The following is a 25690-nucleotide window of genomic DNA, read 5'->3' on the forward strand; positions in this document are numbered from 1 at the left end:
AATGAATTTTACCCTTGACTTTTTGAAATGGTTTAATATGTTCTTGTAAGAGCATTTTCAATTGAAAATTCTTCGAAAAATACAATTTTTCTTAACATCCTATTTCTGGTCTAATTTCGTGAAATAATCGTCGCAAAGAAGCAATATTTTGAAAGAATTAAACCTTGATATATTTCCTGAAATCAGCAAAGATCAATGGAAGAAATTAGCTGAAAATCAACTAAAAGGTGCTGACCCTGATGACAAATTGAAGTGGGAAAATAGCGCCGGTATTAGTCTGGAAGGATATTATGATACAGATGATCTGGAAGGACTTGAGTATTTAAACACCTATTTTTCACAAGTTAAATCGCATCGGTGGAAGCTATACGAAGAGGTTGCGGTTAAAATGGAAAAACAAGCCAACAAACAGATACTGAACGCACTGATGGGTGGGTGCGATGGTGTGATTCTTTCGATTAAAAATCCAGACTTGCTCAATGGTGCATTAAATGAAGTCGATCGAAACATTTGTGATGTCTCGATCCGAACCAATGAACCTATCAATCAAGAAGGGTTCTCAGGAATGATGATCATGCCAGGTGGAAATTGTCAACTCGTAGAAGAGACTCAAAATCCAATCAATCAACTTATAGATGTTTTGAAAGGAGAAGATCAAAACTTTATTTACAGAAATGCATTTCCTGATTTTTTTCTTGAAATCGCAACTGTCAGAGCTTTAAAGTTTCTCTTGGACGAAACAGGTCGTAAAAACAATCATATCCATACCCATATACCTCAACACCAATCAGATGAGCATCAATGGTTTTTAAATACCACCGCAGGTTTAGCAAGCATCCTGGGTGGCAGCCATTCGATTGATTTCACCACAGCCATTGGTGATCCGAGAATAAGCAGGAACACTGGCAATCTTATTCGCGAAGAAAGTGGGATTGAAGAATATACTGACCAATGTGGGGGTTCATTTTACATAGAGGCATTGACTGACAAAATCATAAGAAGCGTAAAAGAGAAGCTGAAATAATGGGAAAAGACAAGTTTATTCAAGAAGGATTTTCGGCAGGTACCCCTCCATTTTTAAGAGGCCCTTATGCAACTATGTACACATCCCGGCCATGGACAATACGACAATATGCTGGATTCAGCACGGCTGAGGAATCAAACGCTTTCTATAGAAGGAATCTTGCGGCAGGGCAAAAAGGACTTTCCGTGGCATTTGATCTGGCTACACATCGTGGATATGACAGTGACAACCCTCGAGTAAAAGGTGATGTAGGAAAAGCCGGGGTAGCGATAGACTCTGTAGAGGATATGAAAATCCTCTTCGATCAAATCCCTCTGGATAAAATGTCGGTATCCATGACCATGAATGGAGCCGTGATCCCGGTAATGGCATTTTATATCGTTGCAGCAGAAGAACAAGGAGTTGTGCCGGAATTGTTGACAGGTACCATCCAGAATGATATTCTGAAGGAATTTATGGTACGTAACACGTACATCTATCCTCCTGCACAGTCGATGCGGATCATCGCTGATATATTTAAGTACACCTCCCAAAGAATGCCGAAGTTCAATTCCATCAGCATCAGTGGATATCATATGCATGAAGCTGGTGCTACGGCAGATTTGGAAATGGCCTTTACACTTGCCGATGGTCTTGAATATGTACGCACTGGCATTGCAGCAGGGATAGATATTGATTCTTTTGCTCCAAGACTATCCTTTTTCTGGGGGATTGGCATGAATTTCTTTACGGAAATTGCAAAGATGAGAGCAGCCAGAGTGCTCTGGGCAAAGCTGATCAAAGATTTTGATCCCAAGAATGAGAAGTCCATGGCATTGAGAACACACAGTCAAACTTCTGGCTATAGTCTCACAGCACAAGATCCATATAATAACGTAGCACGGACTACTATTGAAGCATTAGCCGCGGTATTGGGTCACACGCAATCGCTACACACCAATGCATTGGACGAAGCAATCGCTCTACCAACTGATTTTTCAGCTAAAATTGCTCGGAATACACAAATCTACCTTCAGGAAGAAACGAACATCACGAAGGTGGTGGATCCAATGGGTGGATCGAAGCATGTTGAGAAACTGACACATGATCTGATCGAGAAAAGCTGGAGAATCATCCAGGAAGTGGAAGAAATGGGTGGAATGTCTAAAGCCATTGAGGCCGGCTATCCGAAAATGAAGATTGAAGAAGCAGCTGCCCAAAAGCAAGCCAGAATTGATTCCGGAGAAGAAGCTATCATTGGAGTGAATAAGTTTATTACCGACGAAAAAACTGAGATTGAATTGTTGGTAGTGGACAATAATGAAGTGCGCAAGAAGCAAATTGACCGCATAAATCGAATTAAATCTTCAAGAGATGAAAATAAGGTTCAGGTATGCTTGAAGAAGTTGGAAGAAGGAGCACGAGGCGATGGAAACCTACTTGAACTAGCGATAGATGCTGCAAGGGAAAGAGCTACACTGGGAGAAATTTCGCTGGCTATGGAAAAAGTTTTTGGTAGATTTCAGGCCACAAACCGAACAATTTCAGGTGTGTATTCTTCCGCAATAAAAAATAACGAGGACTTCAAAAAGGCGTTGGAATTATCTGACAGGTTTGAAGAATTTGATGGCAGACGCCCCAGAATCATGATCGCGAAAATGGGACAGGATGGCCATGATCGTGGAGCAAAAGTGATTGCTACTTCTTTTGCGGATCTTGGTTTTGATGTAGATATAGGGCCATTGTTCCAAACTCCTGAGGAGGTTGCCAAACAAGCCATCGAAAATGACGTACATCTGGTCGGTGCATCTTCGCTTGCAGGAGGACATAAAACGCTAATACCAGAATTAATTGAAGAGCTGAAGAAGCTGGGGCGAGAAGATATTCTGGTGGTTGCTGGAGGAATTATTCCCGAAAATGATCACCAGGAACTACTTGATAAGGGTGTTGCGGACATATTTGGACCGGGAACAATCATTTCAAAAGCTGCAATAAAAATTCTTAACAAGTTGATGACCTGATAGTTCTTGCTTTTTCGATAACTTTATTCACCTAAAAATCCTACAAAAAATGAAATACTTCCAATCCGCCGTGGTAGTGATGTTGATGCTATGTGTCACCATCACCAATGCACAGTATCAGAAATACATAGAGAAAGCCGATGATGAGTACGAAGATGGAGATTACTCCTCTGCGAGAAAACAGATAGAAAAGCTTAAAAAAACGGCGACTAAGAAACTTTCTTTTAATAACCCATACAATGCCATTGGGTTGGTGAAGGAGGCCAAAATCAACGTAGGCCTTGGAGAACTGGTAAGTGTGATGAAGCCGTTAGAAGAGGCCATCGCCATGAGTGAAGAAGTTAATGGTACAGAAAGCGCAGAGCATGCCTTTATTCTCATGGAAGCTTCTGAAGTACTCATTTCATATGGTAATTATTTGCTGGCTGGGGAGTACATTGGAAAAGCCACCCAAGCCTTCGAAACTTCCGGATCATTGATTGAAGATATCAAGGCAGCCCTGGATGTACAACGCGCACAGGTTTTGTCTGGAAAGGGATTCTACAGTCAAGCCATTGAGCTTGTTGACAATCAAACCGACTACTACTTAAAAAGAGCCATGTCGAATGAGGGAGATAAAGACGATATCGAGGAGCGAAAAGAGGAATTTGCTAAGATGATGATCGTAAAAGCCAATTCACTTCGGCACATGGGTGACTACCAGTCGGCTGATTCAGCATTCATCACCAACCTGCAATGGGTGGACGACAACCTCAAAAAAACACATTTATTGTGGGCCAGAAATGCTTTTTTGAATGCTAAACTTTTAGAAGAAAATGGTCTGGCAGTAGAAGCTCAGGCTAAATTATATGAGGATGCCTACGTCCAGGCGATTAGAAAATACGAGCTCTCTCACAATACAGTAATGACCATGCAGTCCAACCTAATGCGAGCATTGTATCGGGGAGATAAAGGTGCAAAACTTAAAATCGTATCTGCAGACTTTAAAAAATCATTAAGAGAGTTTGACAAGTCCAGTGTGTTCAATCTTGCCGAAGACAAAATGGATCTCACCTTTGATCTTGCAGATCAGGACATCAAGAAGATGGAAAACAACATCAACGAGATGTTGGCAAGCCCGACTATCCCTGAATTCCACTCGGAAAGAATAGCGTTGCTGGAACTGGCCAAAAAAGTAGCTTTATTTGCCGGACGTCATCAAAATACAGAATCATACGATTCAGAAATTCTTCGGATAAAAGAATTCCTTCTTGGATCGGATGCTCCTGAGTATCATCTAACCAAAACCAAATTGGCTAATTATTATGTGGACTTCACAGACAAGTTCTCAGAGGCTAAAGCAATCTATGATGAAAGCTTTCATGCAATAGTAGAACCTGAAATCACAAAGGGTCATGTAGACTATCTCGACATCATGAACCACCTGGCTAAATTTTACGAGGAAACAGACAATTATGCAAAAGCATCAGATATTCTGGATGATGCACTACTTGCAGCTCGGGTAAAATATGACAACCAGGATATTGAGTATGGAAAGGAACTGGAGAAGATTGCCGGACTTCAAATTAATATAGGTGAGTACGAAAAAGCCACCGAAAACCTGGAGGAAGCGATAAGAATCCTCGAAAACACAAAAACTGACGAGTCTAAAACGTATCTATCTTCTGCATTTATCACTAAGGCCAAGCTCTTGTCAATAAAAGGCGAATACGATGCAGCAGAGGATCACATTTATGATTCTGAAGACTTAAGAGAGGAAGGTGCCCTGACAACAGATGTCACCGGGTTAAGCTATCAGGATGACCTTGGTGCACTTTATACTAATATTGGACGCTACTCTGATGCTACTGAATTGCTAACAGAGTCATTGAAAGAAAAAACCAACCAGTTTGGTAATACCAGCCGTCACCTAAACCAAACGCTGGTTGCAAATGCACGACTCAACCTGATTAAGGGAGATTACACAGAGGCTGAGCAACAAGCAAGGAAAGCCAATACCATTTCAATCTCCATTTTTGGTGAAAACTCCTCTAAGGTTGTTCCATCCATGTTGCAGCTAGCAGATGTTTACACAACTATAGGTGATTATGATAAGGCTGAAACGCTGCTTAAAAATGCCATTCGAATTCAAAAAGACAAATTTGGTCCTGAGCATGTAGACGTAGGTAAATCAACATCAAAATTGGCACTTGTTTACTTCTATCAGGATAAGCCTCTCACTCAAATTCAATCCTTGTTCCAGGCCGCTGAGGGAATTATTGGTAAGAAATTGGGATCAAATAACCCAACGTATGCTGAGATTCTCAAAAACATGGCAATTGCCAATATCGCAGCTGGCAATTATTCGCTTGCTTTCACCTACTTAAACCAGGCCGAAAGTATCTGGAAAAACAAGATTGGTAAGCGAAACAATATCAACGCAGCAACTGCTCTGGTGCTGAAGGGAGACATCTTCTACAAGCAGAGAAATTACACTCAGGCAGAAGACTACTATGAAGATGCGCAGACACAGTACAAGCGAGTATTCAACGAAACGCACCCCGAATATGTAAAAGTGCAATCCAAGCTGAGTAAAACCTACTTCATGCAAGCAAGGTACAAAGACGCTCAGGATGAAATGGAAGGGGTACTTGCTAACTATAAGAACTTTATCCAGGAATACTTTCCGGCACTTAGTGAACGGGAAAAGGCTAAATTCTGGAATACCATCAAGGGTGATTACGAATATTATAACACCCTAATTGTTAGCCGAAACAGAAATGCAAAATACATTGGGGAATTGTATAACAATGCGCTTCTGACCAAAGCACTTCTACTTAATTCATCCATTAAGATTCGTCAGCGTATCATGAATAGCAATGATGAAGACCTAAAACAGATGTATTCAACATGGGTAGAGGACAAGGAACTTCTGACAGCAGCACTTTCAATGAGTCAGGATGATTTGATTGAAAATGAAATCAATGTTGAAGCTCTATCACAGAAGGTTGAATTACTGGAAAAAAACATCAGTTTAAAATCAGAATTATTTGCTCAGAGTGCTGATAGCAGAACTGTTACATGGGAAAATGTAAAAGGCGCACTAAATGAAAATGAAGTGGCCATTGAAATGGTGCGTTTTCGAGTATTTGATCATGTCTTTACAGACTCAGTAATGTATGCATTGCTGTATGTTGAAGGAAGCAAGCGTTCAGAGCCTAAAATGATTCTGCTTGAAGATGGTGAGGAACTTGAAAACAGGTACTTAAAATTCTATCGAAACAGTATCAAATACAAAATTGAAGACAAGTACTCCTATGATCAATTTTGGGCTCCTATTGCGGAGCAAATTGGTGCCGTAGCTACCTTGTATCTATCACCCGATGGCGTTTACAATCAAATAAACCTGGAGGCCATTCCAACACCGGATGGAAGATATGTACTGGATAACTCCAACATCCTATTGATCAGTAACACCAAGGATCTATTCCTGAATAAAATTCAGACGAAGGTGGTAGCTGAAAAACAGTATGCAATGATGTTTGGAAATCCTCAGTTCTATATGCAAACACAGCCGGGACAGCCACTTCCAACCTCCGGTTTAACCCGTGCTACTGCGGAAGTTGTGACACCTCTTCCAGGTACTAAAGCAGAGATTGAAGAACTTGATGACCTCCTCGATAGAAAAGGCTGGAGCACAGATAAGTTTACAGAGATTCAAGCAAGTGAATCTTCAATCAAACAGGTATCAAATCCGAGAGTGTTCCATGTTGCCACACACGGATTCTTTAAGGAAACGGAAGCTGCGGACGTATCTGATCAGGAATACAATGAGAATGCAGCTTATGAAAATCCGCTGCTTAAAACGGGCCTACTGCTTGCAGGTGCTGGTGATATCCTGAACCAAACTCAATTCAATTACAATGTGGATAATGGCATTCTTACAGCATATGAGGCCATGAACCTTAACCTCGATCAGACGGATCTGGTTGTACTTTCAGCATGCGAAACAGGATTGGGTGAGCTGCAAGCCGGAGAGGGTGTTTATGGTCTTCAACGGGCATTTCTTGTTGCCGGTGCTCGCACCATCATTATGTCACTCTTTAAAGTGAGTGATGAGGCGACCCAACAATTGATGGTGAAGTTCTACAGAAAGTGGATCGAAACCGGGAACAAGCGTCAGGCGTTCATCGATGCGAAGAAAGAAATACGAAACGAGTACCGCGACCCGATCTACTGGGGACCTTTCGTGATGATCGGATTGGATTAAGGTTTAAGAAAAAAGCTATTTAAAAAAGGGCACCTGATGGTGTCCTTTTTTTTGTTTGAGCCTCCGGTAGTTTCATTTATTATTTCACCTTTTTATGACTAATGATTATTGCAACAACTCAAAATACAGATGATGCTAACATTTACGCAAGGCAAAGGCAATCTACTTTATCTTTCTTTCCTACTATGAATTTCATCAAATAAGAATACAGTAATCGAATTACCAAAAATGGATATTGATTTTGAATTCATTAATTGGAAATTTTATTAAGTAATAAACATTACAATTATGAGGATCGGAATTGTTGTAAGACATGCTCTACTGGAAAGGGTGATTCTTGCATTGATAGAAGTAATGACTCGATGGTACGTGAATGAACGGGTTGCTACTATCCTCTAACGTCATCCCTTTGCGTACGACGAAGGAGTGAGACTTGGGTATCTATCACTATCCGGATTTAGATTCCCAAGGGAATAGCGGCCTGGCTCTGTTATTCCTGAGTTGATGTAAAAATCCTACCCAAACAAAAAACCCTGATCCATCCGGACCAGGGTTTCTGAAAATTTGTTCTAAAGAAGAGGGGATTATTCTTCTCCTTCCTCCTTGTAAATTTTGATTCCGTTTCTTTCGATGATATCCTTTTTCAGAATTTTGAAATCTTCCACTTCAGGATTCATCTGGATAGCCTCTTCAATAGCAGTCAATGCATCTACAATCAATCCGTTTTCTTCATAGAAGGAAGCATAAATCACTTTGTTTAGCGGGCTTTCTTCGTCAACTTCTGACTTTAGTGTTGACAGACCTTCCTGATACTCGGCAGCTTCAGCACCTGCTAGCTTCTTGATTCCAATGTCACTAGAAGTCACGTCCATATTCTCCTTAGCCGCAACCTTGATAATGTACAGACCCTCTTCGTTTTTCATTTTCTCCTGCGCAAAATCAAGCTCAATTGAATTTCCTGTTACTTCTTCTTTCATGATTTCTTCATCGAAAATGTTTTTCACAGTCACGACGAATGTATTTTCCTCCATACCCTCAGGAGTATCCCAGTTTAGGATCGCTTTGCTTCCCAGAACTTTTGCCTCTTGAGAAGGGATCAATACCTGAATCTGCTCATCTCCTGCAAGCGCTCTTGATACGGCTCCAGTTGCATTCAATCTGGCGCGGTAGTTTGGCTTTTCTTTTTCATTCATCTTATTAGCTAAGAATGTGGCATATCTGCTGGAAACACTCGCAGATTTGGTGTTGACCATTTTAGCTAAGTCAGAAACTTTTTTCGTACCCGGTGTTCTCACCTCTAGCGTCTTACCTGATTTGTGCATCAAACCAATGTAGGCACCCTGAGAAGCAATCAGCTCATCACCGTCGCTAAGTGTAGCTCCGGTCTTCAGAGAAACTGCAGTTGTGGCACCTTCTTTTTTTACTTTGTTTTGACCCTTGTTGGCCAAAACTCTAAATGTATATCCTTGTCCATTGGCAATACCAACAGCAAAAACAAGCATTGTAGTGATAGCGATAGAAACAAACTTTCTCATAATAGTTCCAATAAAATTTGGCGTTTTCTAAAAATTTATAATCGTGATACTTTAAATAATTCTTTTCTTCCTTCCTTAGAGAGTGAGTTTTTCACCACTCCGTAGAATACTTCCAGGCCATCGCCCGATAAGGCAACAGCAAATAACAAATATGTAAGATCCAATTTCATACTGAATATATCCATGAAATAAACCATGATATAAATAATCCCCACAAACTCCACTAACTGAATGACCTTCGTAATCCCATCATACCATTTAGGTAGCTTCTTATATATCCATGAGAATGCCATGATATTTAAGAAGAGCATTATGACAGCTATTGCCCACTTTTGCCAATCCATTAGATAGAAAATATAATTTTCATTTAATATCATGGAAACAATGTTTGCATGGATCACACCACCATACATGTCCGGAAAAGCACGTCCGATATATTTGTCATTAAGTGGAGTGAAAAACTTGTCTTCAAAATTTTCTCTATCCCCAAGATATTCACCTAAAAAGCAGAATATCACAATTTTGTCCGTGATGATATCTGGTGTATAGTTCGCTCCAAAAACATCACCTACATCCAGTGCAAAGTACTTATTCCCAAACTTGGTAGCTCCATAATCCAGCACATTGCCTCGGTAGTTAATAACTTCCTCTTCGTTCCCTCTATCAACAAAATTTTGCGCTTTATCGGGAGCAAGATATGAAGCCAACTTAACTGCAAAAGCAGAATGGGTAACCGAATCAGTTGTTGTAAGCGTTGGATTAAATGTTCTGCACATTTTTAAATCCTCCTGAACATCAGCATCTGTAATCAGATTTGCAAAGGCAGGATCAGCATTGAAAGTGAACCACGGCCAGGACATGTGCACTGAATCAAGATCATCGGTTTCTGGGTTATATAAAACCTTAGTAACCATCACCAGATTCTCCACACGACTCAAAGCATCCATCAGCATCATATCTCCCAGTGTATCTTCCTTAGGGTAGTCAAAAAATGAATCCACTCCTATTACTGCCGGGTTATGCTGACTAATGGAATCAATCATCATTGCTATACCAGCGCGAGATTCCAGGCCGATATTAACTAAAACAACATCTGTGTCGGCTATCGGATCATCCAGCAATTGAGAAAAATAGATGTCCGTAAACTCCATATCCTCAAAAGCATCTCCAATTGGATCAAATATGTCAAAGACCTTGAAGGCTGAAACGGAAGCAATTACTCCCATCAGACCTAAAATAAATAGTGTTCCCAGGATTACATCCCGCCAGAATCTTCTAAACATTGTCTATTCGTTGGTGAGTTAGTCAGTTAAGATTATATATGCAATTAAAGCATTTTACACTAACGATCACAATTGCCATATTAGAAGAGTTCAATTTATTCTTCAAATTACGCAATAAAAACTGACTTAATCGTCTTATGGATTCAACTTTTCGGCGAACACCTAATATTCATCTACAAGACTTAATAGATGGTCTATCGCGGGGAAACAGGGTTTTTCTGAGTAAGGCTATTACCTTGGTAGAAAGTAAGCGATCCGATGACCGAAAGTTGAGTGCTGAGCTCATTGACAAGATTACCAGTGACAACAATCAAAGTCTGAGAATCGGGATAACCGGAGTACCCGGAGTTGGAAAAAGTACTTTTATCGAGGCATTTGGAAAAATGCTGACAGGGAAAGGAAAAAAAGTGGCTGTTTTGTCTATCGACCCAAGCAGCAATCGCACCCGCGGTAGCATCCTAGGAGATAAAACCCGAATGGATGAATTATCCCGCGACCCTAATGCATACATTCGGCCTTCTGCCTCAGGTTCCAGTTTGGGAGGAGTAGCATCCAGTACCCGTGAGGCCATCCTGATCTGCGAAGCAGCCGGATTTGATGTTATTATAATAGAAACAGTAGGTGTTGGCCAAAGTGAAACGGTAGTGAAAGATATGGTGGACTATTTTTTACTCCTAATGCTAGCCGGTGGTGGTGATGAACTTCAGGGCATTAAGCGTGGTATCATGGAAATGGCAGATCACATCCTCATCAACAAATCTGACGGGAATAATGTAGGGGCGGCTAAAAAAGCTAAAAAGGAGTATGCGAATGCAGTTCATCTCTTTCCTCCCAACGAAGCGGATTGGACCGTGCCTGTTGGTTTATGCTCTGCTGTGGAAAAAACAGGAATTGAGGAAGCATGGGATGAGATCGAGAAATTTCAAAATCGAACTCATTTGAATGGATGGTTTGATGAAAACAGGAAAAGGCAGCTGATCAAATGGTTTCATGAGCGCATCCATGCGAGACTCGAAGCAGATTTTTATACTCAGGCGAACATCAAAGAAGAAATCAAAAAAAGGGAGGATCTGATCTCCTCCCAAAAATTATCTGTGCGAAAAGCAGTAGATGAGCTTTTCAGTTAAACCGATATTTCAGCCCAACCATAAAATTTCGTTCCACACTATTAAACCCAGCTACAGCCTGATAATCTTCATCAAAGAGATTATTGACTGTTCCTGAAATGGTTAGGTTACCAAAAACATAAGATGCATTTAAATTGAAAAGGTCAAAAGCTCCGGCATCTACCTGCACGGTTTCAAATGTACTATTATCAAAATACTGAAACCTTCTTTCTCCTGTATGCAGGAAATTCCAAGAGAAATTCAACTCTTTAAGAGGCGAGTAGTCCATTGAGAATCCATATTTATGAGTAGGAATCCTGTATGCTACATCATCACTTAATCTTCTTGTATAAGTGTAATTGCCGGCTAAAGATATTTTTTCAGATAGCATCACTGAGGATGTGATTTCCAAACCATCGGTTTCAATTTCACCATCTGCATTTTCGTATTGAGAGGTGTAAATGATTAGGTTTTCATCTTCTCTGTGGAAATAAACACCTCCAAACTCAAAAGTGTCTCCATAAACAGTAAATCCGGCTTCAGTAGACTTAGATTCTTCAGGATCCAGTTCAGGGTTTGGCCCAAACTGCCCGAAAAGCTGCGTAAGCGATGGAGCAATGAAAGCGGTAGCGTATGAACCGAATAACTTGATATCAATCGGGGCAGCATCAATTAAGTAAGATGGGTTAATATTAAAAACAAAGTTTTGACCATAATCACTATGGATATTCAACCTTCCACCTACTTGAAGATTGAAGTTTTTATTATCATAGATTATTGTGGCGTAAGGGTCAATCATATTGAAATCGAACGTTTCAAAATCGGGTTGCTCTGAATACTGAAATCGCTGATAGTTAAGCCCTCCGATCAACTTCATTTGATCAGAAAGATTTTGATTAATAACCACATCTGCCTGATGGTTTTTAGCATCATAGTCTGAAATACCAAAGTCTGTTTCGAAGAAACGATCTAGTTTGTTGATGAAGAATTTACCCTGAATATTTCCACCTTCCCACCTGTAGGTCGGTCTGAACCCTCCTCTTAGCTGGCTGTATTCAGAGAGATTTGTCTCAGAATCTGTAAACGCCCCTGCGTCAAAATCGGTCTCAAAATCATCAAAGGAAATCGTGACACCAAGTGAAAACCGTTCAGTAAATTCAACATCATACTTACCCAACAAATGGAAACCTTCAAATCCATCATCATCAAAATTTCCTGTTTCATCCTGATCTTTTGCAGCAGAAAATCCATCCGATTGTTTATATCCACCATTGAAGACAAACGAAGAATTGCCATTGGTTCCCGAAAAACCAGCGTTGGACTGAAATGTATTGAAGCTACCATAGCTTGCCCCTACATTTCCTGAAAGCTTCTCATTGGAAGCTTTTTTGAGGCTGATATTGATAACTCCGGCAGCAGCTCCTGTACCATAAAGTGTGCTCAGGCCTCCTTTTAGTATCTCAATTGACTCGACCAGATCCAGATCCAACAGCCTTAAATCATAGGTTTGATCTATACCGGAAGCATCATTAAATGGAACCCCGTCGATCAAAATCAAGGTGCTTTTACTCCTTGCTCCGCGAACGAAATAATCGATATTCGTTCCCATAGTGCCAAAATTCCCGTCCATTTGGAGACCGGGAACTTGATTGAGAATGTCAGCCACGGACCGAGCTCCACTGGTCTCAATCTCTTTTCGAGTAATTTTAAAAATAGACTTTCCGGATTTCTCAACAGGGATTTCGCTTTTGGTACCTGTCACTACCACATCATCCAACTGGACGGTCTTGAGGGTGTCCTGTGCCTTGACAGTCCAGCCCATGCAAAACAATGCAATGATTAATAATGTGTTTCTCATAGAAATTTAGAGTTACTATGAGCCTCGTAAGAAAGAATGGAGTTAACCCCTTCCTCTGCTTTCACCCGAAGCTAGAATGTTACAATTTGATATGGCAGGTCTCCTGGCTTGTCCGATTTTGGCATCCTTCCCATCCCGCCAGCGGCGAAACAGTGGACTAGACTAGGCCAAAATCCTTAATGTGGACTTACAGTTGCGGGGACAGCTCCCGAATTCCTCTCGTCCGAAATATTTCGGAGTTAGGTCACGGGATTCCCATTTTAATCCAATGCTGTTGTCAACAACATCAGAACCAATATCACCACAATATTAACCAACTTCATTCTGATGGGCTTACTTTTGAGTTTATGAAATCAAGCGGACTCGTTTTCATCCTTTTTTTTGTGGCGTGCGGTTCTATCAAAGAAGAATCTGTTTATAAAAATACCAAGCAGACAAAGTATGCTAAAGGCTTTCATTTTGAGCTGAAGGAAGGGGAAAAACGTTTGGTGGTAGACGAGCCTTGGCCAAAAGCACAGCAACCAATTGTTTACAATCTTAAAAAATCCATTGATCGACTGGTGGTAACGTCAACCTCTCACCTCCCATACATTGAGATGCTGGGGGCGACAGACAAAGTGGTTGGTTTTCCAAACCTCAAATACATTAGTTCCGAAACGTTTATCAAACGTGGAGAGGAAGGTCTCCTTACCGATCTGGGACCCGATGGAAAAATCAATATGGAATTGCTCCTAGCAGTAAACCCTGACGCAGTGGTGGCATTTGACATGGGTGGCGAATCGCAAGTCCTTGACAAAATTGAAGAAGCTGGTATACCCGTTTACTATAATTCTGATTTTTTAGAGCAGTCCCCCCTTGGTCGTGCCGAGTGGATCAAGTTTTTTGGCGCATTACTTGACAAAGAAAAAATGGCAGATTCCATCTTCATGTCTATTGAAGAGAAATATTTGAGATTAAATGAGCTGGCAGGATTAGCAGAAAACAAACCCACCATTCTGAGTGGTGTGGTGTATGGAGATACTTGGTTCCTGCCCGGAGGCAATAACTGGGCTGCCACTTTTTATCGTAATGCAGGGGGTGAATATATTTGGAATACTGACACCACCTCCGGTTGGCTGGAGTTAAGTTTTGAGGCGATATACGAAAAGGCACATGATGCTGATATATGGGTTGGTACCTCCACCCTAAATAGCAGACACGAAATGTTGAGTCAGGAAGGCCGATATGCCTCTTTTGAAGCATTTGAAAATGATCAGGTGTATAATTACAGCAAAAAAATCGGGCCAAATGGTGGGTATGATTTCTTCGAATCAGGCTACTCCAGACCTGACCTTGTCCTTGCCGATTTGATTAAGATCTTACATCCTGAATTGCTTCCTGAATATGAAACAGTGTATTTCGAAAAGCTGCCATGATAGAATCGCAAATTGACGAATCCAGGAAAAAATGGAGGGTAATCTTTTTGCTTCTCTTGTTTTTACTTGCGCTGGGATTTATTCTAAGTATCTCTATCGGATCAGTGAAGATCCCATTCTCTCATGTCTGGAATTATTTTGGAGGCAGTTCTGAAAACCAAATTTGGGACAATATCATCCACAATTTTCGCATCCCCAAAGCTATAACTTCCATATTAGCAGGTAGCGCCTTAGCTATTAGCGGATTACAAATGCAAACCCTGTTTCGCAATCCCTTGGCCGGGCCATTCATTTTGGGTATCAGCTCAGGTGCCGGATTGGGTGTGGCTCTTGTGATTTTTCTTGGTGTTTGGCTTGGAGGATTTCTCGAAATGACGGGAGTCGGAAGAAGTTGGTTGCTGGTAGGTGCTTCAGGAATTGGTTCGTTTACCGTTTTGTCTGTGGTCTTGATTGCCTCCTTTAGAATCAGGTCAGGAATATCATTACTAATCATTGGACTCATGTTTGGCTCTGCTGTAAGTGCCATCGTGAGTATACTGCAGTATTTCAGCCAGGCGGAAAACATACAGGCATATGTTATTTGGACCTTTGGGAGCTTGGGAAGTCTTTCATGGAGTGAACTCTATGTGATGCTCCCAGTGATTTTGATTTCACTCCTACTATCTTTTCTTCTCTCAAAACCTTTGAATGCGCTGCTTCTGGGTGAAAATTATGCAGAGTCCCTTGGACTAAATCTTAAGCAGGCTCGCATGCTAATCATCATAAATACAAGTCTATTGGCCGGCACTGTCACAGCCTTTTGTGGTCCAATTGCTTTCATAGGACTGGCTGTTCCACACATTGCGAGAATGCTCTTTAATACAGGAAATCACCTGCTATTGACACCTTTAGTCATTTTACTTGGAGGAATCTTGTTGCTGTTTTTTGACATTATCGCACAGCTTCCAGGCATGGATGAAACACTCCCTATCAATGCCATCACATCGCTTTTTGGGGCACCTTTTGTGATCTGGTTGATTTTGAGAAAATCTAATTTAAACTATCGTTTCTGATGCCACTGCTAGATATATCAACTCTGACGATCGGTTATCTACCAGACAAAAAACTGATGGAGAACATCAGTCTTTCTTTAGAGACTGGACAATTGATAGGTTTAGTCGGGCAAAACGGAGTAGGGAAATCAACACTTATACGGACGCTTTGTGGCCTACAACCAAAATTATCAGGAACTGTAAACCTTGCAGAAACTAATATTGAAGATCTTTCACCAAAAGAAATAGCCAAAAAAATAAGTGTAGTGCTTACAGGAAAGCCAGAATCATTAAATCTCTCAGTGCTTGAATTGGTAGCGCTTGGAAGGCACCCTTATTCCGGCTGGCTTGGGAACCTGAAGAAACCCGACAGAGAAAAAATAGAAGAATCCATATCCCAAATGGAGATCAATTATCTGGCAAAGAAACGTCTGTATGAACTCAGCGATGGTCAGATGCAAAAGGTAATGATCGCACGAGCGCTGGCTCAGGAAACTGACCTGATTATTCTGGACGAACCTACCTCGCACCTGGATTTAAAGAACAAGATTGATGTGCTGCATCTACTTAAGAAAATCGCTAAATCAGGAAAAGGTGTTCTTATCTCTACTCATGAAATTCAATTGTCAGCACAGGTCTGTGATCTTTTCTGGTGCATGGATTTTGGTAAAGCAATGCTTAAAGGAGAGCCTAAAAAATTAGTGGCTTCCGGGGAGCTGCAGGAATATTTACACATTCCCAGAGAAACTTTGATGTAAAAAGTAAGGGGCCCTGGCGGGCCCCTCTGTATGGGTGAGAATAATCGTAACCTAACCTAACCGAATAGAAACGTGCCTTTGCACGCTAAACCCACCCATTTCACCTAATCACCAATATGTGGTACGTAAATAACCACAAAATGATTGATAAGGTTTAAATATTTTTTTGTCAACCCTTTGACAAACGCCCGACTATCTGGTTAACTTCATTAATCGAGGATGAAATATCACCGTATTATTGACTTTACAAACGCACTCCATGCAGAAAATTATCATCATTGGAAATGGAATTGCCGGGATCACAGCCGCTCGTCATATTCGTAAAAATTCTGACGATCAGATCACAGTAATATCTGGTGAGACGGATCATTTCTTCTCTCGTACGGCCCTCATGTACATCTACATGGGTCACATGACTTATGAAAACACCAAGCCATACGAAGATTGGTTTTGGAAAAAAAACCGCATTGAGTTAAAGAGAGCATGGGTCACATCGATAGATTTTAATCAAAAGCAATTAAAACTTGATGGAGGCGATTTTATGGAATACGACAAACTCATACTTGCCACCGGTAGTCAATCGAACAAATTTGGATGGCCGGGGCAAGATCTGAATGGCGTTCAGGGTCTTTATTCCTATCAGGATTTGGAACTGATGGAAGAAAACACGAAGGACATAGATCGTGCAGTCATTATTGGCGGTGGTCTAATTGGGGTGGAAATGGCTGAGATGCTTCATTCCAGAAATATTCCGGTAACGTACCTTATTCGCGAGAAGCACTTCTGGGACAATATGCTCCCTCAGGAAGAAGCAACACTGATCGACCGACATTTATATAAACATGGGATAGACCTGAGACAGGAAACAGAATTACAAGAAATACTGGATGATGGGAATGGACAAGTTAAAGCAGCAAAAACAAAGGGAGGAGATGTCATTGAGTGCCAGTTTGTTGGATTGACGGTAGGCGTTCATCCGAACATTAACCTGGTAAAAGATTCGAAAATTGAAACTGATAGGGGCATTTTGGTTGATGAGTGCCTGCAAACGAATATCCAGGATGTTTATGCGATTGGAGACTGTGCCCAACTAAAAAATCCATCTTCTCATCGCAGAGCAATTGAAGCAGTGTGGTATGCAGGACGGATGATGGGTGAAACCGTGGCAAGAACTGTAACCGGCACAAAAACCGAGTACAAACCGGGTGTATGGTTTAATTCAGCTAAATTCTTTGATATCGAATACCAGAACTATGGAACAGTCTTGCCTCAATGCCCGGAAGATTCCGCTTCTTTTTACTGGGAGTGTGATGATCATGAAAAGTGCATGAAAATCATCTACAAAAAAGAATCACTCGAAGTGCAAGGGGTGAACCTTTTTGGAATTAGAAACAGACATGAGGTGTGGGATCGGTGGCTGAATGAAGAAAGATCATTGGATTACGTCATTGCTCATTTACCGGAAGCCAACTTTGATCCGGAGTTTTACAGGCATTGGGAGAGTGAGATTCAGGAGAAGTTCAATGAAGAGTTTCCGGAGAAGGAGATTGAGGTCAGGAAGAAGGGTTTTTTAGAGAAAATTTTTAGCTAAAAAGACCTTTCAGGTTTTAAAAACCTAAAAGGTCTAAATATCAAAATATGAAAGCAATCAGATATACAGGACTTACTCTATTTCTCTTTTCCTTGGGACTATTTCTAGGGAGTTTTTTTATGTCCAGCTTCACATTGAAGGTGGAGAGTCTTGAGGCAATTGTCAAAGAGGCTCATCAGGAAAAGCTTAAACCGGAACTCGAGCCGATGTTTACTAAAACATACAGTCTAAGTATCCCCTTTGTGAAAGATATCAAAAGTGCTGTAGAAACGATCAATGAAGAAGCACGAGCGAACCAGGAATGGGATAAGGTTATCTATGATGACTATGCCGGATCGCTAGCCAGAGCTTCTGCTCAAGGTGCTGTTCCTGAGAATAAATTACTTTTCTTCATTCTTATTTATGTGGTAGGTGCCCTTGGAGCTTTGATGTTTATTATCCCTCAGACCAAGCTGAATGGTCCCCCAGGCATCAAAAACAACCACATTTTTCAAAATGCTCTGAACAATCGTGGATGGATGGGAATTTTGACTGGCGCATTGTTGATTGGGTTCTACATTTTGCTCTATTTCTTCCCTGCTTACATCACCAACTGGATCATCATTGTCGACCCGCTACAAAAATGGATTAACCCATCCGCCAGCTCCAGTCAATGGTTTTTATATGGCTTCCTGTACACGTTTGCCGTTTTGGTGATGGGCGTGCGGATGATCATCAAGTATCGACATAGCAAATACCAAATCTTCAGAACACTTTCAGTCATGTTTTTCCAGTTGGCATTTGCTTTCCTCATTCCAGAGATTCTGGTCAGGCTCAACCAACCGTATTTTGACTTTAAAAACATGTGGCCACTGGATTATGACTTCTTCGATGCGTGGCACATCAATACTCTGACTTCTGCTGGAGGGCTAGGCATTTTTATGCTCGTATGGGGCATCACGCTTTTTGTGGTGGGTGTACCGGTATTCGTTTATTTCTTTGGAAAAAGATGGTACTGCAGCTGGGTCTGTGGATGCGGTGGCTTAGCAGAAACTGCAGGCGATCCTTTCAGACAGCTTTCTGATAAATCCACCGAAGCATGGCAAATCGAACGATATCTGGTTCATGGAGTGCTGGTATTTGCTGTTATTATGACCGGCCTTGTTCTTTACAACTTCTTCGGAAGTGACTTCTATTTCTCATTCAACAAGTGGATCGTTTTGGGAGCAGTTGCACTTATTGGAGCTGCCTTATATGTACTTCATAGAAAATATTATCCCAATATGTCGGGTAAAAAAGTTCGAAATGTAGTTGTTGGAATCGCAGGTTTTTTTGCCCTTGGAGTCGTTCTAAGCGAAGCTTCAGTGTTCGCAAAGTACATGCCCGTAGATGGAAACAATTTTAGTTTTTCGAGTGGAAATATTCGAACGGTTTACGGCTTTATGATCGGCTCCATCTTCTCAGGAGTCGTAGGGACAGGATTTTATCCACTGATGGGCAATCGGGTGTGGTGCCGGTTTGGATGTCCGCTTGCTGCGTATCTTGGTTTGGTTCAACGGTTTAAATCGAAATTCAGAATCACTACTAACGGTGGTCAATGCATTTCATGTGGCAACTGTTCTACCTACTGTGAAATGGGCATAGATGTGCGATGGTATGCGCAAAGAGGTCAAAACATCATCCGCTCCAGCTGTGTAGGTTGTGGGGTTTGTTCTGCAGTATGTCCCAGGGGTGTGCTAAACCTGGAGAACCGTGATGAAGACGGACGTTTTAATCAACCAGTCCTTATTGGGAATGATAGTATATCCATAAACAAATAAGCATATGAAAAGATCTTTTACACTTCTGATTTTAACCACGCTGGTCTCAAACCTGGCTATGGCCGGTGGTGGATGGGTAAAGCAAAAAGGAACCGGATATTACAAGGTATCACATTGGTGGGTCAGTGCTGCCAAAGTTTATACGTTTGATGGAAACACTCAGACCTCTCCTCAGGAAGGCATTTTCAATACATCCATCTACGCAGAGTATGGTATCAATGACAAACTAACAGCAATCATAAATCTTCCATTTAGCAAATCTGCTAACGATCAGGAATCCATTTCCGGCATTGGTGATACGGACCTTGCCTTTAAGTTTCGTATAAACAAACCGGGCAGCCAATTCGCTCTGGCCTATACATTTTTGCTTGGTCTACCGATAGGTGATAATGCCGGAGGGTCAGATGGTTCCCTGCAGACAGGGGACGGTGAGTTCAATCAGCTCATGCGATTCGACCTAAGCCGATCATTCCCTATCGGGAAGGTAAATGCCTATGCCAACATCTACGTCGGGTATAATAACAGAACAAAAGGATTTTCAGATGAAGCAAGATTTGGTTTCGAAGCTGGAGCAGGATTTTTAGATAACAAGATTTGGACAATCGTTCGAATAGATGGTGTGGAATCCTTTCAAAATGGGGATCCATCGGATGCTACCAGTGACGGAGCTACCGTTTTTGCTAACAACACGGAATTCATTGCCACTACTTATGAAATTGCCGGGTACATCACAGACAAAATAGGTGTCTCAGCAGCTTACGGTTCGGTTTTGAGTGCCTCCCTGATTTTCGCCAGCCCCTCCTACTCGCTTGGGGTATTTTTTGATATGAAGTAATGATTGTCCAGAATAAACCTCTGGAATCGTTTTAAAAAGAAAACATGGGACAAAAAGGAGCAAAACACACAAATGATGCGCAGCTTTCGACTGATTTAGCAATTGAAAAATTATCATCGATCGAAGGCATTACTTCAAAGAAAATGTTTGGGGGTCATGGCATTTTCCACGAGGGAAAAATGTTTGGCTTGGTAGACCCCAAAGGAAACATCTCCTTGAAAGTAGATGAAGTACTCGAAAAGGAGTACCTGTCGCTAGGTTGCACAAAACATGGAAAAATGCCTTATTATTCAGTACCTAAAAATATTTTCCATTCTGATGAATTTATCCAATGGGCAAAGAAATCAATTGCGATTAAATAATAGATCAATTTTTAATAATTGATTAATACAGCTCATTAAGTGTTTCATGAAAGGTTCGAATATCTTCGTATAAACCTTTTTCACATGAAATATTTTCGCCCTGTTATTCTCCTTATACTGCTTTATCACTGCACTCAGCCAGAGCAGTACCCTCCACTTTTAGAAGAAACGTCTCATTTAAGAGACAGCACCATGGCTCCCTTTTATCATGGTGTTGCTTCCGGCGATCCATTATACGATCAGGTAATCATCTGGACTAGGGTCACTCCACAGGACTCGCTTCCAGATATTGATGTAGTGTGGGAAATGGCCGTGGATGACAGCTTTCAGAATGTGGTGAATAAAGGCACAGTTTCCACGAATCCTAATAAAGACTATACGGTAAAGGTGGATGTGGACGGGCTGGATGCCGGCACAAGCTATTTCTATCGATTTCATGCTTTAGGTAAAAGCTCCATGATCGGCCGAACCAGGACCGCCTCTAATGACGCGGGTGAAGTAAAGTTTGGAGTGGTTAGCTGCAGCAATTATGAATGGGGGTATTTCAACGCATATGGAGCGCTGGCACAAGAAGATCTGGATGCGATCATTCACTTAGGTGATTACATCTATGAATACGCCCCCGGGGGATACGGCGACACAACTTTGGGAAGATCCCCTATCCCTAACAAAGAGATCATCACCTTACAAGACTATCGCTCACGGTACTCACAGTATAGACTGGATAAAGATTTGATTGCCGCTCACGCCAATCACCCATTCATCAATATTTGGGATGACCATGAGATAGCGAATGATTCATATAAGGATGGAGCTCAGAATCATCAGGAGGATGAAGGAAGCTATGAGGAGCGAAAAAAGGTAGCACGACAAGTGTATTACGAATGGATTCCTATTCGTGAGGGCAGCAAGCATTACCGAACTTTTGATTTTGGAGATATGGCTGACCTGATCATGCTGGATGAGCGACTGGAAGGACGAACCTACATTGCAGATAGTTTAGGTGATCCTTCCCTGGCCGACTCTTCCAGAACCATGCTTGGAAAAGAACAACGAAACTGGCTGATAAGTCAACTAAGAAGCTCTGATGCACAATGGAAAGTCATCGGAAACCAGGTCATCTTTTCATACCTAAATTGGGGTCATCCCACCTTTAATATTAACCTCGATTCCTGGGATGGATACCCCATAGAACAACAATTAATTGCTGATGTATTGAAAGAGCTGGACGATGTAGTAATTATCACCGGAGACACGCACACGGCCTGGGCATTCGAGGCGACTAACAAACCTTTCGATGAATACAATCAGGATACAGGCGAGGGAGCCTTTGCTGTGGAATTTGGCACAACGTCCATCAATTCATCTAATTCCAACGAACGATTCCCAGATAGTCTGGTGCTTTTGCACGAGCAAAAAATCATCAATTCGAATGTGAATCCGCATTTAAAATGGGGGAATATGCGGGATCATGGATACATGATTCTTACCCTAAACGAAGAAGGTGCCAAGGCTACCTGGAAATTTATGGAGACAATAAAGGAACCAAGGCTTGATATAAAAGAAACCAAAACCATGTGGGTGAATAGCGGTGAGGTGAAGTTGAAAGAATAATGGAATAAATGCATAGTTTGCGCTATGCGTTTTGAGAGTCATCTACCTTCTGATCCATTAAAAAATCTAGTCAAAGAGTACTGGGTTTATGAAAATAATGACGCTACTCCGGCCGAGCAAAAAATTATACCTGATGGATATAGTGAGATCATCATTCATTACGGCGATCCCTATCAAATCAACATGAACGGAGACTGGGAGACGCAATCAAGCATTCTTTTCTCAAGCCAGATCAGCAAATATTTTTTCTTACGAAATACGGGAAAATCTGGAATGATTGGCATTAAGCTTCATCCTTCAGCTTTCTATACACTTTTTCAGCTGGATATAAGTGCCACCATCGATAAGGTGCATTCATTAGATAATCTCCTAACCATCAATCTATCCGCACTTCGTGAAGCACAAAATCACCATTCCGATCCCGCTGAAAAAATTATGTTGGCAGAAAAGTGGCTGAAAGAACGACTTGTTGAGGTCAAGCCCAATGAAAAAATTGACAATAGCATCGCCACTATTTTTGAGAAAAAAGGAATGGTGGATGTTGATGAATTAGCAGAGAATGTCCAGCTAAGCACCCGGCAACTTGAACGCACCTTCAAAAAAGCCATTGGGCTTACACCGAAATTTTACTGCCGCATTATACGATTCAATTACATCTTTGAAGTAATGAAGAATCAAAAAGATTCCTGGATACGCACTGCCTTGCAATCCGGGTATTTTGATCAATCTCATTTCATAAAAAATTTCAAAGAATTCACTGGTGAGGAGCCTTCCAACTATGGTTTTGATGAGAAAAACCTAGCAAACTTTTTCCTCCAAAAGTAGATGTCGGTTTTTTACAATACCTGAATGTATTCTGTATCTATCATTGTCAGAAAAACGATGAAAAAGACTGCACTCTACCTTTTCGTACTTACAATCACACACCTGACATTGGCCCAATCAATCAAAGATTTTAAATGGCTGGAAGGGAAATGGGAACGTCAAAATGTCAACCCTGGAACCAGCGCTTTCGAGGTTTGGAAGAAAACCAAAGGCGGGTATGAAGGGATGGGCGTTTCAATGAAAGGAGCTGATACCACTTTCGTTGAGAAACTAAAAATCGTACAAAAGGACGGAAGCATGCACTATGTCGCATATGTTAGTGCCAACGCTGAACCTACTTATTTTAAGATCACATCCGTTTCTGAAAGTGGATTTGTGAGTGAAAATCCGGAACATGATTTTCCCAAAAAGATCGAATACATGCTGGAAGGCAATCGAATGACAGCAGTCATTTCAGCCGGAGAAAAAAAGATGGGCTTTGTGTTTGAGAAGATGGATTAAAATATCCAATTTTCGGATATGGTATGGTATTTCACATCAGAAGATACAGAAATTTTCGAGAATAAATTGGCACTAAAAGCTAGGTTGGATGCCGAAAATCTTTACAAATCAGAGATATCTTTTGAAGAAGACTTTGTTGATGTAAAATTCAATGATAATCCATTCAAAGGATACCTTTTGCATGCTAAACTAAAATCAAACGGTTCAATTAGTGGGTATGTACATCACTTCAACCCTGTTTTCATAATCTTACTGATCTTAATCTTGGTTATAATTTTGATATCTGATTGGTCTGGTGCCTTTAAAGAAGATTTAGAGAATTCTTTGATTAACCGATTTACATTTTGGTTTTTGTTTTCGTGACTGGCATCATTCCATCATTTTATAAGTCATATAAATTAATCAAAGCACTGAGGGTAAAATAGATTTCGTCACAACTTCCGCCACATCAAATAATGCATGATCCCGCACTCGTCAAACTGATCGCCTTTGGTCTGAAATCCAAACTTTAAGTAAAGAGGTACGGCGGGTAGCTGGGCGTGCATGTAGAGGTAGGTCCCCTTCTCGGCTTTTTCAGAAATATCATCCAGCACGGCTTTTACAATGGCCGTTCCAAGCCCCTTACCGCGCCAGCTTTTCTTTACTGCGAATCGTTCCAGTTTAATTCCCTTGTCAGTTTGGCGCCAGCGGGCAGCCCCAATGGGATTGTCATTGTTATCCAGTGCGACAAAATGATGAGATTCATCTTCATACTCATCAAACTCTTCATTGGCGGCAACTTCCTGCTCAACAACAAACACCTCCTCACGGATGGCAAACAATTTCTTCTTTAGCTCATCACTTGCTGCTGGAATCACCCTGAACGTCATACTTATTGTAGGCTTTTATGATTGCTTTTACCAGTTTATGTCTCACCACATCCCGATCGTCTAACGTGACAAAACCAATTCCATTCACGTCTTTGAGCACCTTCATCGTTTCAATCAATCCTGACGTTTGCTTCTTTGGCAGATCTATCTGTGACTGATCACCGGTGATAATCACTTTCGATTGAGGCCCCATTCGAGTCAAAAACATTTTGATCTGCATCGGGGTGGTGTTCTGCGCTTCATCCAGCAAGACATACGCATCGTTGAGTGTTCGCCCTCGCATGTAAGCCAATGGTGCAATTTCAACCACCCCATTTTCCTGATAATAGCGAAGTTTTTCGGCAGGGATCATATCTCGCAGTGCATCATAGATGGGCCTTAGATACGGGTCTATCTTTTCTTTCAGATCTCCGGGAAGAAACCCGAGATTTTCACCCGCCTCCACTGCCGGACGGGTAATGATGATTTTTTTTACCTCTTTGTTTTTAAGCGCTCTTACTGCAAGAGCTACTGAAATATATGTTTTACCGGTACCAGCCGGCCCGATAGCGAAAACCAGGTCATTTTGCTCCACTGCAGCCACCAGTTTCTTCTGATTGACGGTCTTTGGAGTAATACGAAACCCCCGAGTTCCGTGTACTAAAACTGCCGAGTTTTTGTCTGCCTCTATGGTATTTTCTTCATTATCCACAAAATCTTTAACGTTTTCTGTGGTCACTTTGCCGTATTCATGGTAGTGGGCAAGCAGTGAATTCAGAATTTCGTTGATCTTTAAAATCTGAGGAGCAGATCCTTTGATGCGGATTTCATTCCCACGGCTCACAATCTTGCTGTCGGGAAAAGCCGTTGCAATGGTTTTAATGTTTTGGTTCTCTACCCCCAGAAAGTCTACCAGGGAAACGTTTTCAAGTGTAATTATTTTTTCCAGCAATCGATATTTCTGTTAATACTTCAAAGGTAAATGACTCTGGGTACACTATACTTTCATTACCTACTAAATAGCATCTTTTTTGTAACAAACACACCAGTTTTTAA

20 protein-coding genes and 1 riboswitch are annotated in these 25690 nt (G+C 41.3%); of the genes, 15 read left to right on the forward strand and 5 right to left on the reverse strand.

All coding sequences use genetic code 11. The features are described from left to right. Nucleotides 1-148: 148 nt before the first annotated feature. Genes ACP14Y_RS05765 through ACP14Y_RS05775 form a run of 3 tightly spaced genes read left to right on the forward strand, consistent with a single transcriptional unit; the run spans nucleotide 149 to nucleotide 7273 of the window. Nucleotides 149-1024, forward strand: a complete 876-nt coding sequence (locus tag ACP14Y_RS05765; RefSeq protein ID WP_424962010.1) for a methylmalonyl-CoA mutase family protein — start codon at nucleotides 149-151, stop codon at nucleotides 1022-1024. Further along, complete coding sequence (gene scpA / locus ACP14Y_RS05770) at nucleotides 1024-3024, forward strand: methylmalonyl-CoA mutase (protein WP_424962011.1); 2001 nt, start codon at nucleotides 1024-1026, stop codon at nucleotides 3022-3024. Before ACP14Y_RS05765 ends, scpA begins: the two co-directional genes overlap by 1 nt. A gap of 49 nt (nucleotides 3025-3073) precedes the next feature. After that, nucleotides 3074-7273, forward strand: a complete 4200-nt coding sequence (locus ACP14Y_RS05775) for a CHAT domain-containing protein (RefSeq protein ID WP_424962012.1) — start codon at nucleotides 3074-3076, stop codon at nucleotides 7271-7273. Between the two features lie 584 nt (nucleotides 7274-7857). On the opposite strand, the gene ACP14Y_RS05780 is transcribed toward ACP14Y_RS05775, so the two are convergent. Beyond that, nucleotides 7858-8808, reverse strand: a complete 951-nt coding sequence (locus ACP14Y_RS05780; RefSeq protein ID WP_424962013.1) for a hypothetical protein — start codon at nucleotides 8806-8808, stop codon at nucleotides 7858-7860. A 35-nt stretch (nucleotides 8809-8843) separates the two neighbouring features. Beyond that, a complete protein-coding gene (locus ACP14Y_RS05785) occupies nucleotides 8844-10091 on the reverse strand; it encodes a CHASE2 domain-containing protein (RefSeq protein WP_424962014.1) in 1248 nt (415 codons plus the stop codon). A 137-nt stretch (nucleotides 10092-10228) separates the two neighbouring features. Here ACP14Y_RS05785 and meaB point away from each other — a divergent pair, with 137 nt between their 5' ends. Next, nucleotides 10229-11218 carry a methylmalonyl Co-A mutase-associated GTPase MeaB gene (gene meaB, locus ACP14Y_RS05790; RefSeq protein ID WP_424962015.1) on the forward strand — a complete coding sequence of 330 codons (990 nt, stop codon included), beginning with the start codon at nucleotides 10229-10231 and terminating at the stop codon, nucleotides 11216-11218. Here meaB and ACP14Y_RS05795 read toward each other — a convergent pair. Next, complete coding sequence (locus ACP14Y_RS05795) at nucleotides 11211-13055, reverse strand: TonB-dependent receptor plug domain-containing protein (RefSeq protein ID WP_424962016.1); 1845 nt, start codon at nucleotides 13053-13055, stop codon at nucleotides 11211-11213. The two genes, meaB and ACP14Y_RS05795, sit on opposite strands and share 8 nt — an antisense overlap. Nucleotides 13056-13131: 76 nt before the next feature. Next, nucleotides 13132-13368, reverse strand: a riboswitch (cobalamin riboswitch). Between the two features lie 34 nt (nucleotides 13369-13402). Between ACP14Y_RS05795 and ACP14Y_RS05800 the strand changes: the two genes are divergently transcribed. The 11 genes from ACP14Y_RS05800 (at nucleotide 13403) to ACP14Y_RS05850 (ending at nucleotide 24149) form a co-directional block, all read left to right on the forward strand. Beyond that, nucleotides 13403-14470, forward strand: coding sequence for an ABC transporter substrate-binding protein (locus ACP14Y_RS05800; protein ID WP_424962017.1), 1068 nt, complete (start codon nucleotides 13403-13405; stop codon nucleotides 14468-14470). Next, nucleotides 14467-15522, forward strand: a complete 1056-nt coding sequence (locus tag ACP14Y_RS05805) for an iron chelate uptake ABC transporter family permease subunit (protein WP_424962018.1) — start codon at nucleotides 14467-14469, stop codon at nucleotides 15520-15522. Before ACP14Y_RS05800 ends, ACP14Y_RS05805 begins: the two co-directional genes overlap by 4 nt. Beyond that, nucleotides 15522-16259 (forward strand): ABC transporter ATP-binding protein, encoded by a 738-nt coding sequence (locus tag ACP14Y_RS05810; protein WP_424962019.1) that lies wholly within the window; start codon nucleotides 15522-15524, stop codon nucleotides 16257-16259. The genes ACP14Y_RS05805 and ACP14Y_RS05810 overlap by 1 nt, the downstream gene beginning before the upstream one ends. Nucleotides 16260-16518: 259 nt before the next feature. Next, on the forward strand, nucleotides 16519-17850 hold the full coding sequence (locus ACP14Y_RS05815; RefSeq protein ID WP_424962020.1) for an NAD(P)/FAD-dependent oxidoreductase: 1332 nt from the start codon (nucleotides 16519-16521) through the stop codon (nucleotides 17848-17850). 47 nt (nucleotides 17851-17897) lie between these two features. Then, nucleotides 17898-19649, forward strand: coding sequence for a 4Fe-4S binding protein (locus tag ACP14Y_RS05820; protein ID WP_424962021.1), 1752 nt, complete (start codon nucleotides 17898-17900; stop codon nucleotides 19647-19649). A 4-nt stretch (nucleotides 19650-19653) separates the two neighbouring features. Further along, nucleotides 19654-20484, forward strand: coding sequence for a hypothetical protein (locus tag ACP14Y_RS05825; RefSeq protein ID WP_424962022.1), 831 nt, complete (start codon nucleotides 19654-19656; stop codon nucleotides 20482-20484). Nucleotides 20485-20528: 44 nt separating this feature from the next. Then, nucleotides 20529-20846, forward strand: a complete 318-nt coding sequence (locus ACP14Y_RS05830) for a TfoX/Sxy family protein (protein WP_424962023.1) — start codon at nucleotides 20529-20531, stop codon at nucleotides 20844-20846. Between the two features lie 84 nt (nucleotides 20847-20930). Further along, complete coding sequence (locus ACP14Y_RS05835) at nucleotides 20931-22460, forward strand: alkaline phosphatase D family protein (RefSeq protein WP_424962024.1); 1530 nt, start codon at nucleotides 20931-20933, stop codon at nucleotides 22458-22460. Between the two features lie 24 nt (nucleotides 22461-22484). Next, nucleotides 22485-23285, forward strand: coding sequence for a DUF6597 domain-containing transcriptional factor (locus tag ACP14Y_RS05840; protein WP_424962025.1), 801 nt, complete (start codon nucleotides 22485-22487; stop codon nucleotides 23283-23285). A gap of 57 nt (nucleotides 23286-23342) precedes the next feature. After that, complete coding sequence (locus ACP14Y_RS05845) at nucleotides 23343-23786, forward strand: DUF6265 family protein (protein ID WP_424962026.1); 444 nt, start codon at nucleotides 23343-23345, stop codon at nucleotides 23784-23786. Nucleotides 23787-23804: 18 nt separating this feature from the next. Next, nucleotides 23805-24149 (forward strand): hypothetical protein, encoded by a 345-nt coding sequence (locus tag ACP14Y_RS05850; protein ID WP_424962027.1) that lies wholly within the window; start codon nucleotides 23805-23807, stop codon nucleotides 24147-24149. 68 nt (nucleotides 24150-24217) lie between these two features. On the opposite strand, the gene ACP14Y_RS05855 is transcribed toward ACP14Y_RS05850, so the two are convergent. Beyond that, nucleotides 24218-24655 carry a GNAT family N-acetyltransferase gene (locus ACP14Y_RS05855; RefSeq protein WP_424962029.1) on the reverse strand — a complete coding sequence of 146 codons (438 nt, stop codon included), beginning with the start codon at nucleotides 24653-24655 and terminating at the stop codon, nucleotides 24218-24220. After that, nucleotides 24624-25586: a PhoH family protein gene (locus ACP14Y_RS05860; RefSeq protein ID WP_424962030.1), complete on the reverse strand. Its 963-nt coding sequence runs from the start codon at nucleotides 25584-25586 to the stop codon at nucleotides 24624-24626. Before ACP14Y_RS05860 ends, ACP14Y_RS05855 begins: the two co-directional genes overlap by 32 nt. Nucleotides 25587-25690: the final 104 nt, after the last annotated feature.

Source organism: Ekhidna sp., assembly GCF_965247405.1.
Lineage (GTDB): Bacteria > Bacteroidota > Bacteroidia > Cytophagales > Cyclobacteriaceae > Ekhidna.

Excerpts from the sequence above, each read along its gene's own strand:
- ACP14Y_RS05810 (WP_424962019.1), top strand. The coding sequence starts at position 15,522 with ATGCCACTGCTAGATATATCAACTCTGACGATCGGTTATCTACCAGAC.
- ACP14Y_RS05830 (WP_424962023.1), top strand. The coding sequence starts at position 20,529 with ATGGGACAAAAAGGAGCAAAACACACAAATGATGCGCAGCTTTCGACT.
- meaB (WP_424962015.1), top strand. The coding sequence starts at position 10,229 with ATGGATTCAACTTTTCGGCGAACACCTAATATTCATCTACAAGACTTA.
- ACP14Y_RS05845 (WP_424962026.1), top strand. The coding sequence starts at position 23,343 with ATGAAAAAGACTGCACTCTACCTTTTCGTACTTACAATCACACACCTG.
- ACP14Y_RS05820 (WP_424962021.1), top strand. The coding sequence starts at position 17,898 with ATGAAAGCAATCAGATATACAGGACTTACTCTATTTCTCTTTTCCTTG.
- ACP14Y_RS05855 (WP_424962029.1), bottom strand. The coding sequence starts at position 24,655 with ATGACGTTCAGGGTGATTCCAGCAGCAAGTGATGAGCTAAAGAAGAAA.
- ACP14Y_RS05815 (WP_424962020.1), top strand. The coding sequence starts at position 16,519 with ATGCAGAAAATTATCATCATTGGAAATGGAATTGCCGGGATCACAGCC.
- ACP14Y_RS05805 (WP_424962018.1), top strand. The coding sequence starts at position 14,467 with ATGATAGAATCGCAAATTGACGAATCCAGGAAAAAATGGAGGGTAATC.
- scpA (WP_424962011.1), top strand. The coding sequence starts at position 1,024 with ATGGGAAAAGACAAGTTTATTCAAGAAGGATTTTCGGCAGGTACCCCT.
- ACP14Y_RS05835 (WP_424962024.1), top strand. The coding sequence starts at position 20,931 with ATGAAATATTTTCGCCCTGTTATTCTCCTTATACTGCTTTATCACTGC.
- ACP14Y_RS05795 (WP_424962016.1), bottom strand. The coding sequence starts at position 13,055 with ATGAGAAACACATTATTAATCATTGCATTGTTTTGCATGGGCTGGACT.
- ACP14Y_RS05785 (WP_424962014.1), bottom strand. The coding sequence starts at position 10,091 with ATGTTTAGAAGATTCTGGCGGGATGTAATCCTGGGAACACTATTTATT.
- ACP14Y_RS05850 (WP_424962027.1), top strand. The coding sequence starts at position 23,805 with ATGGTATGGTATTTCACATCAGAAGATACAGAAATTTTCGAGAATAAA.
- ACP14Y_RS05780 (WP_424962013.1), bottom strand. The coding sequence starts at position 8,808 with ATGAGAAAGTTTGTTTCTATCGCTATCACTACAATGCTTGTTTTTGCT.
- ACP14Y_RS05775 (WP_424962012.1), top strand. The coding sequence starts at position 3,074 with ATGAAATACTTCCAATCCGCCGTGGTAGTGATGTTGATGCTATGTGTC.
- ACP14Y_RS05840 (WP_424962025.1), top strand. The coding sequence starts at position 22,485 with ATGCGTTTTGAGAGTCATCTACCTTCTGATCCATTAAAAAATCTAGTC.
- ACP14Y_RS05825 (WP_424962022.1), top strand. The coding sequence starts at position 19,654 with ATGAAAAGATCTTTTACACTTCTGATTTTAACCACGCTGGTCTCAAAC.
- ACP14Y_RS05800 (WP_424962017.1), top strand. The coding sequence starts at position 13,403 with ATGAAATCAAGCGGACTCGTTTTCATCCTTTTTTTTGTGGCGTGCGGT.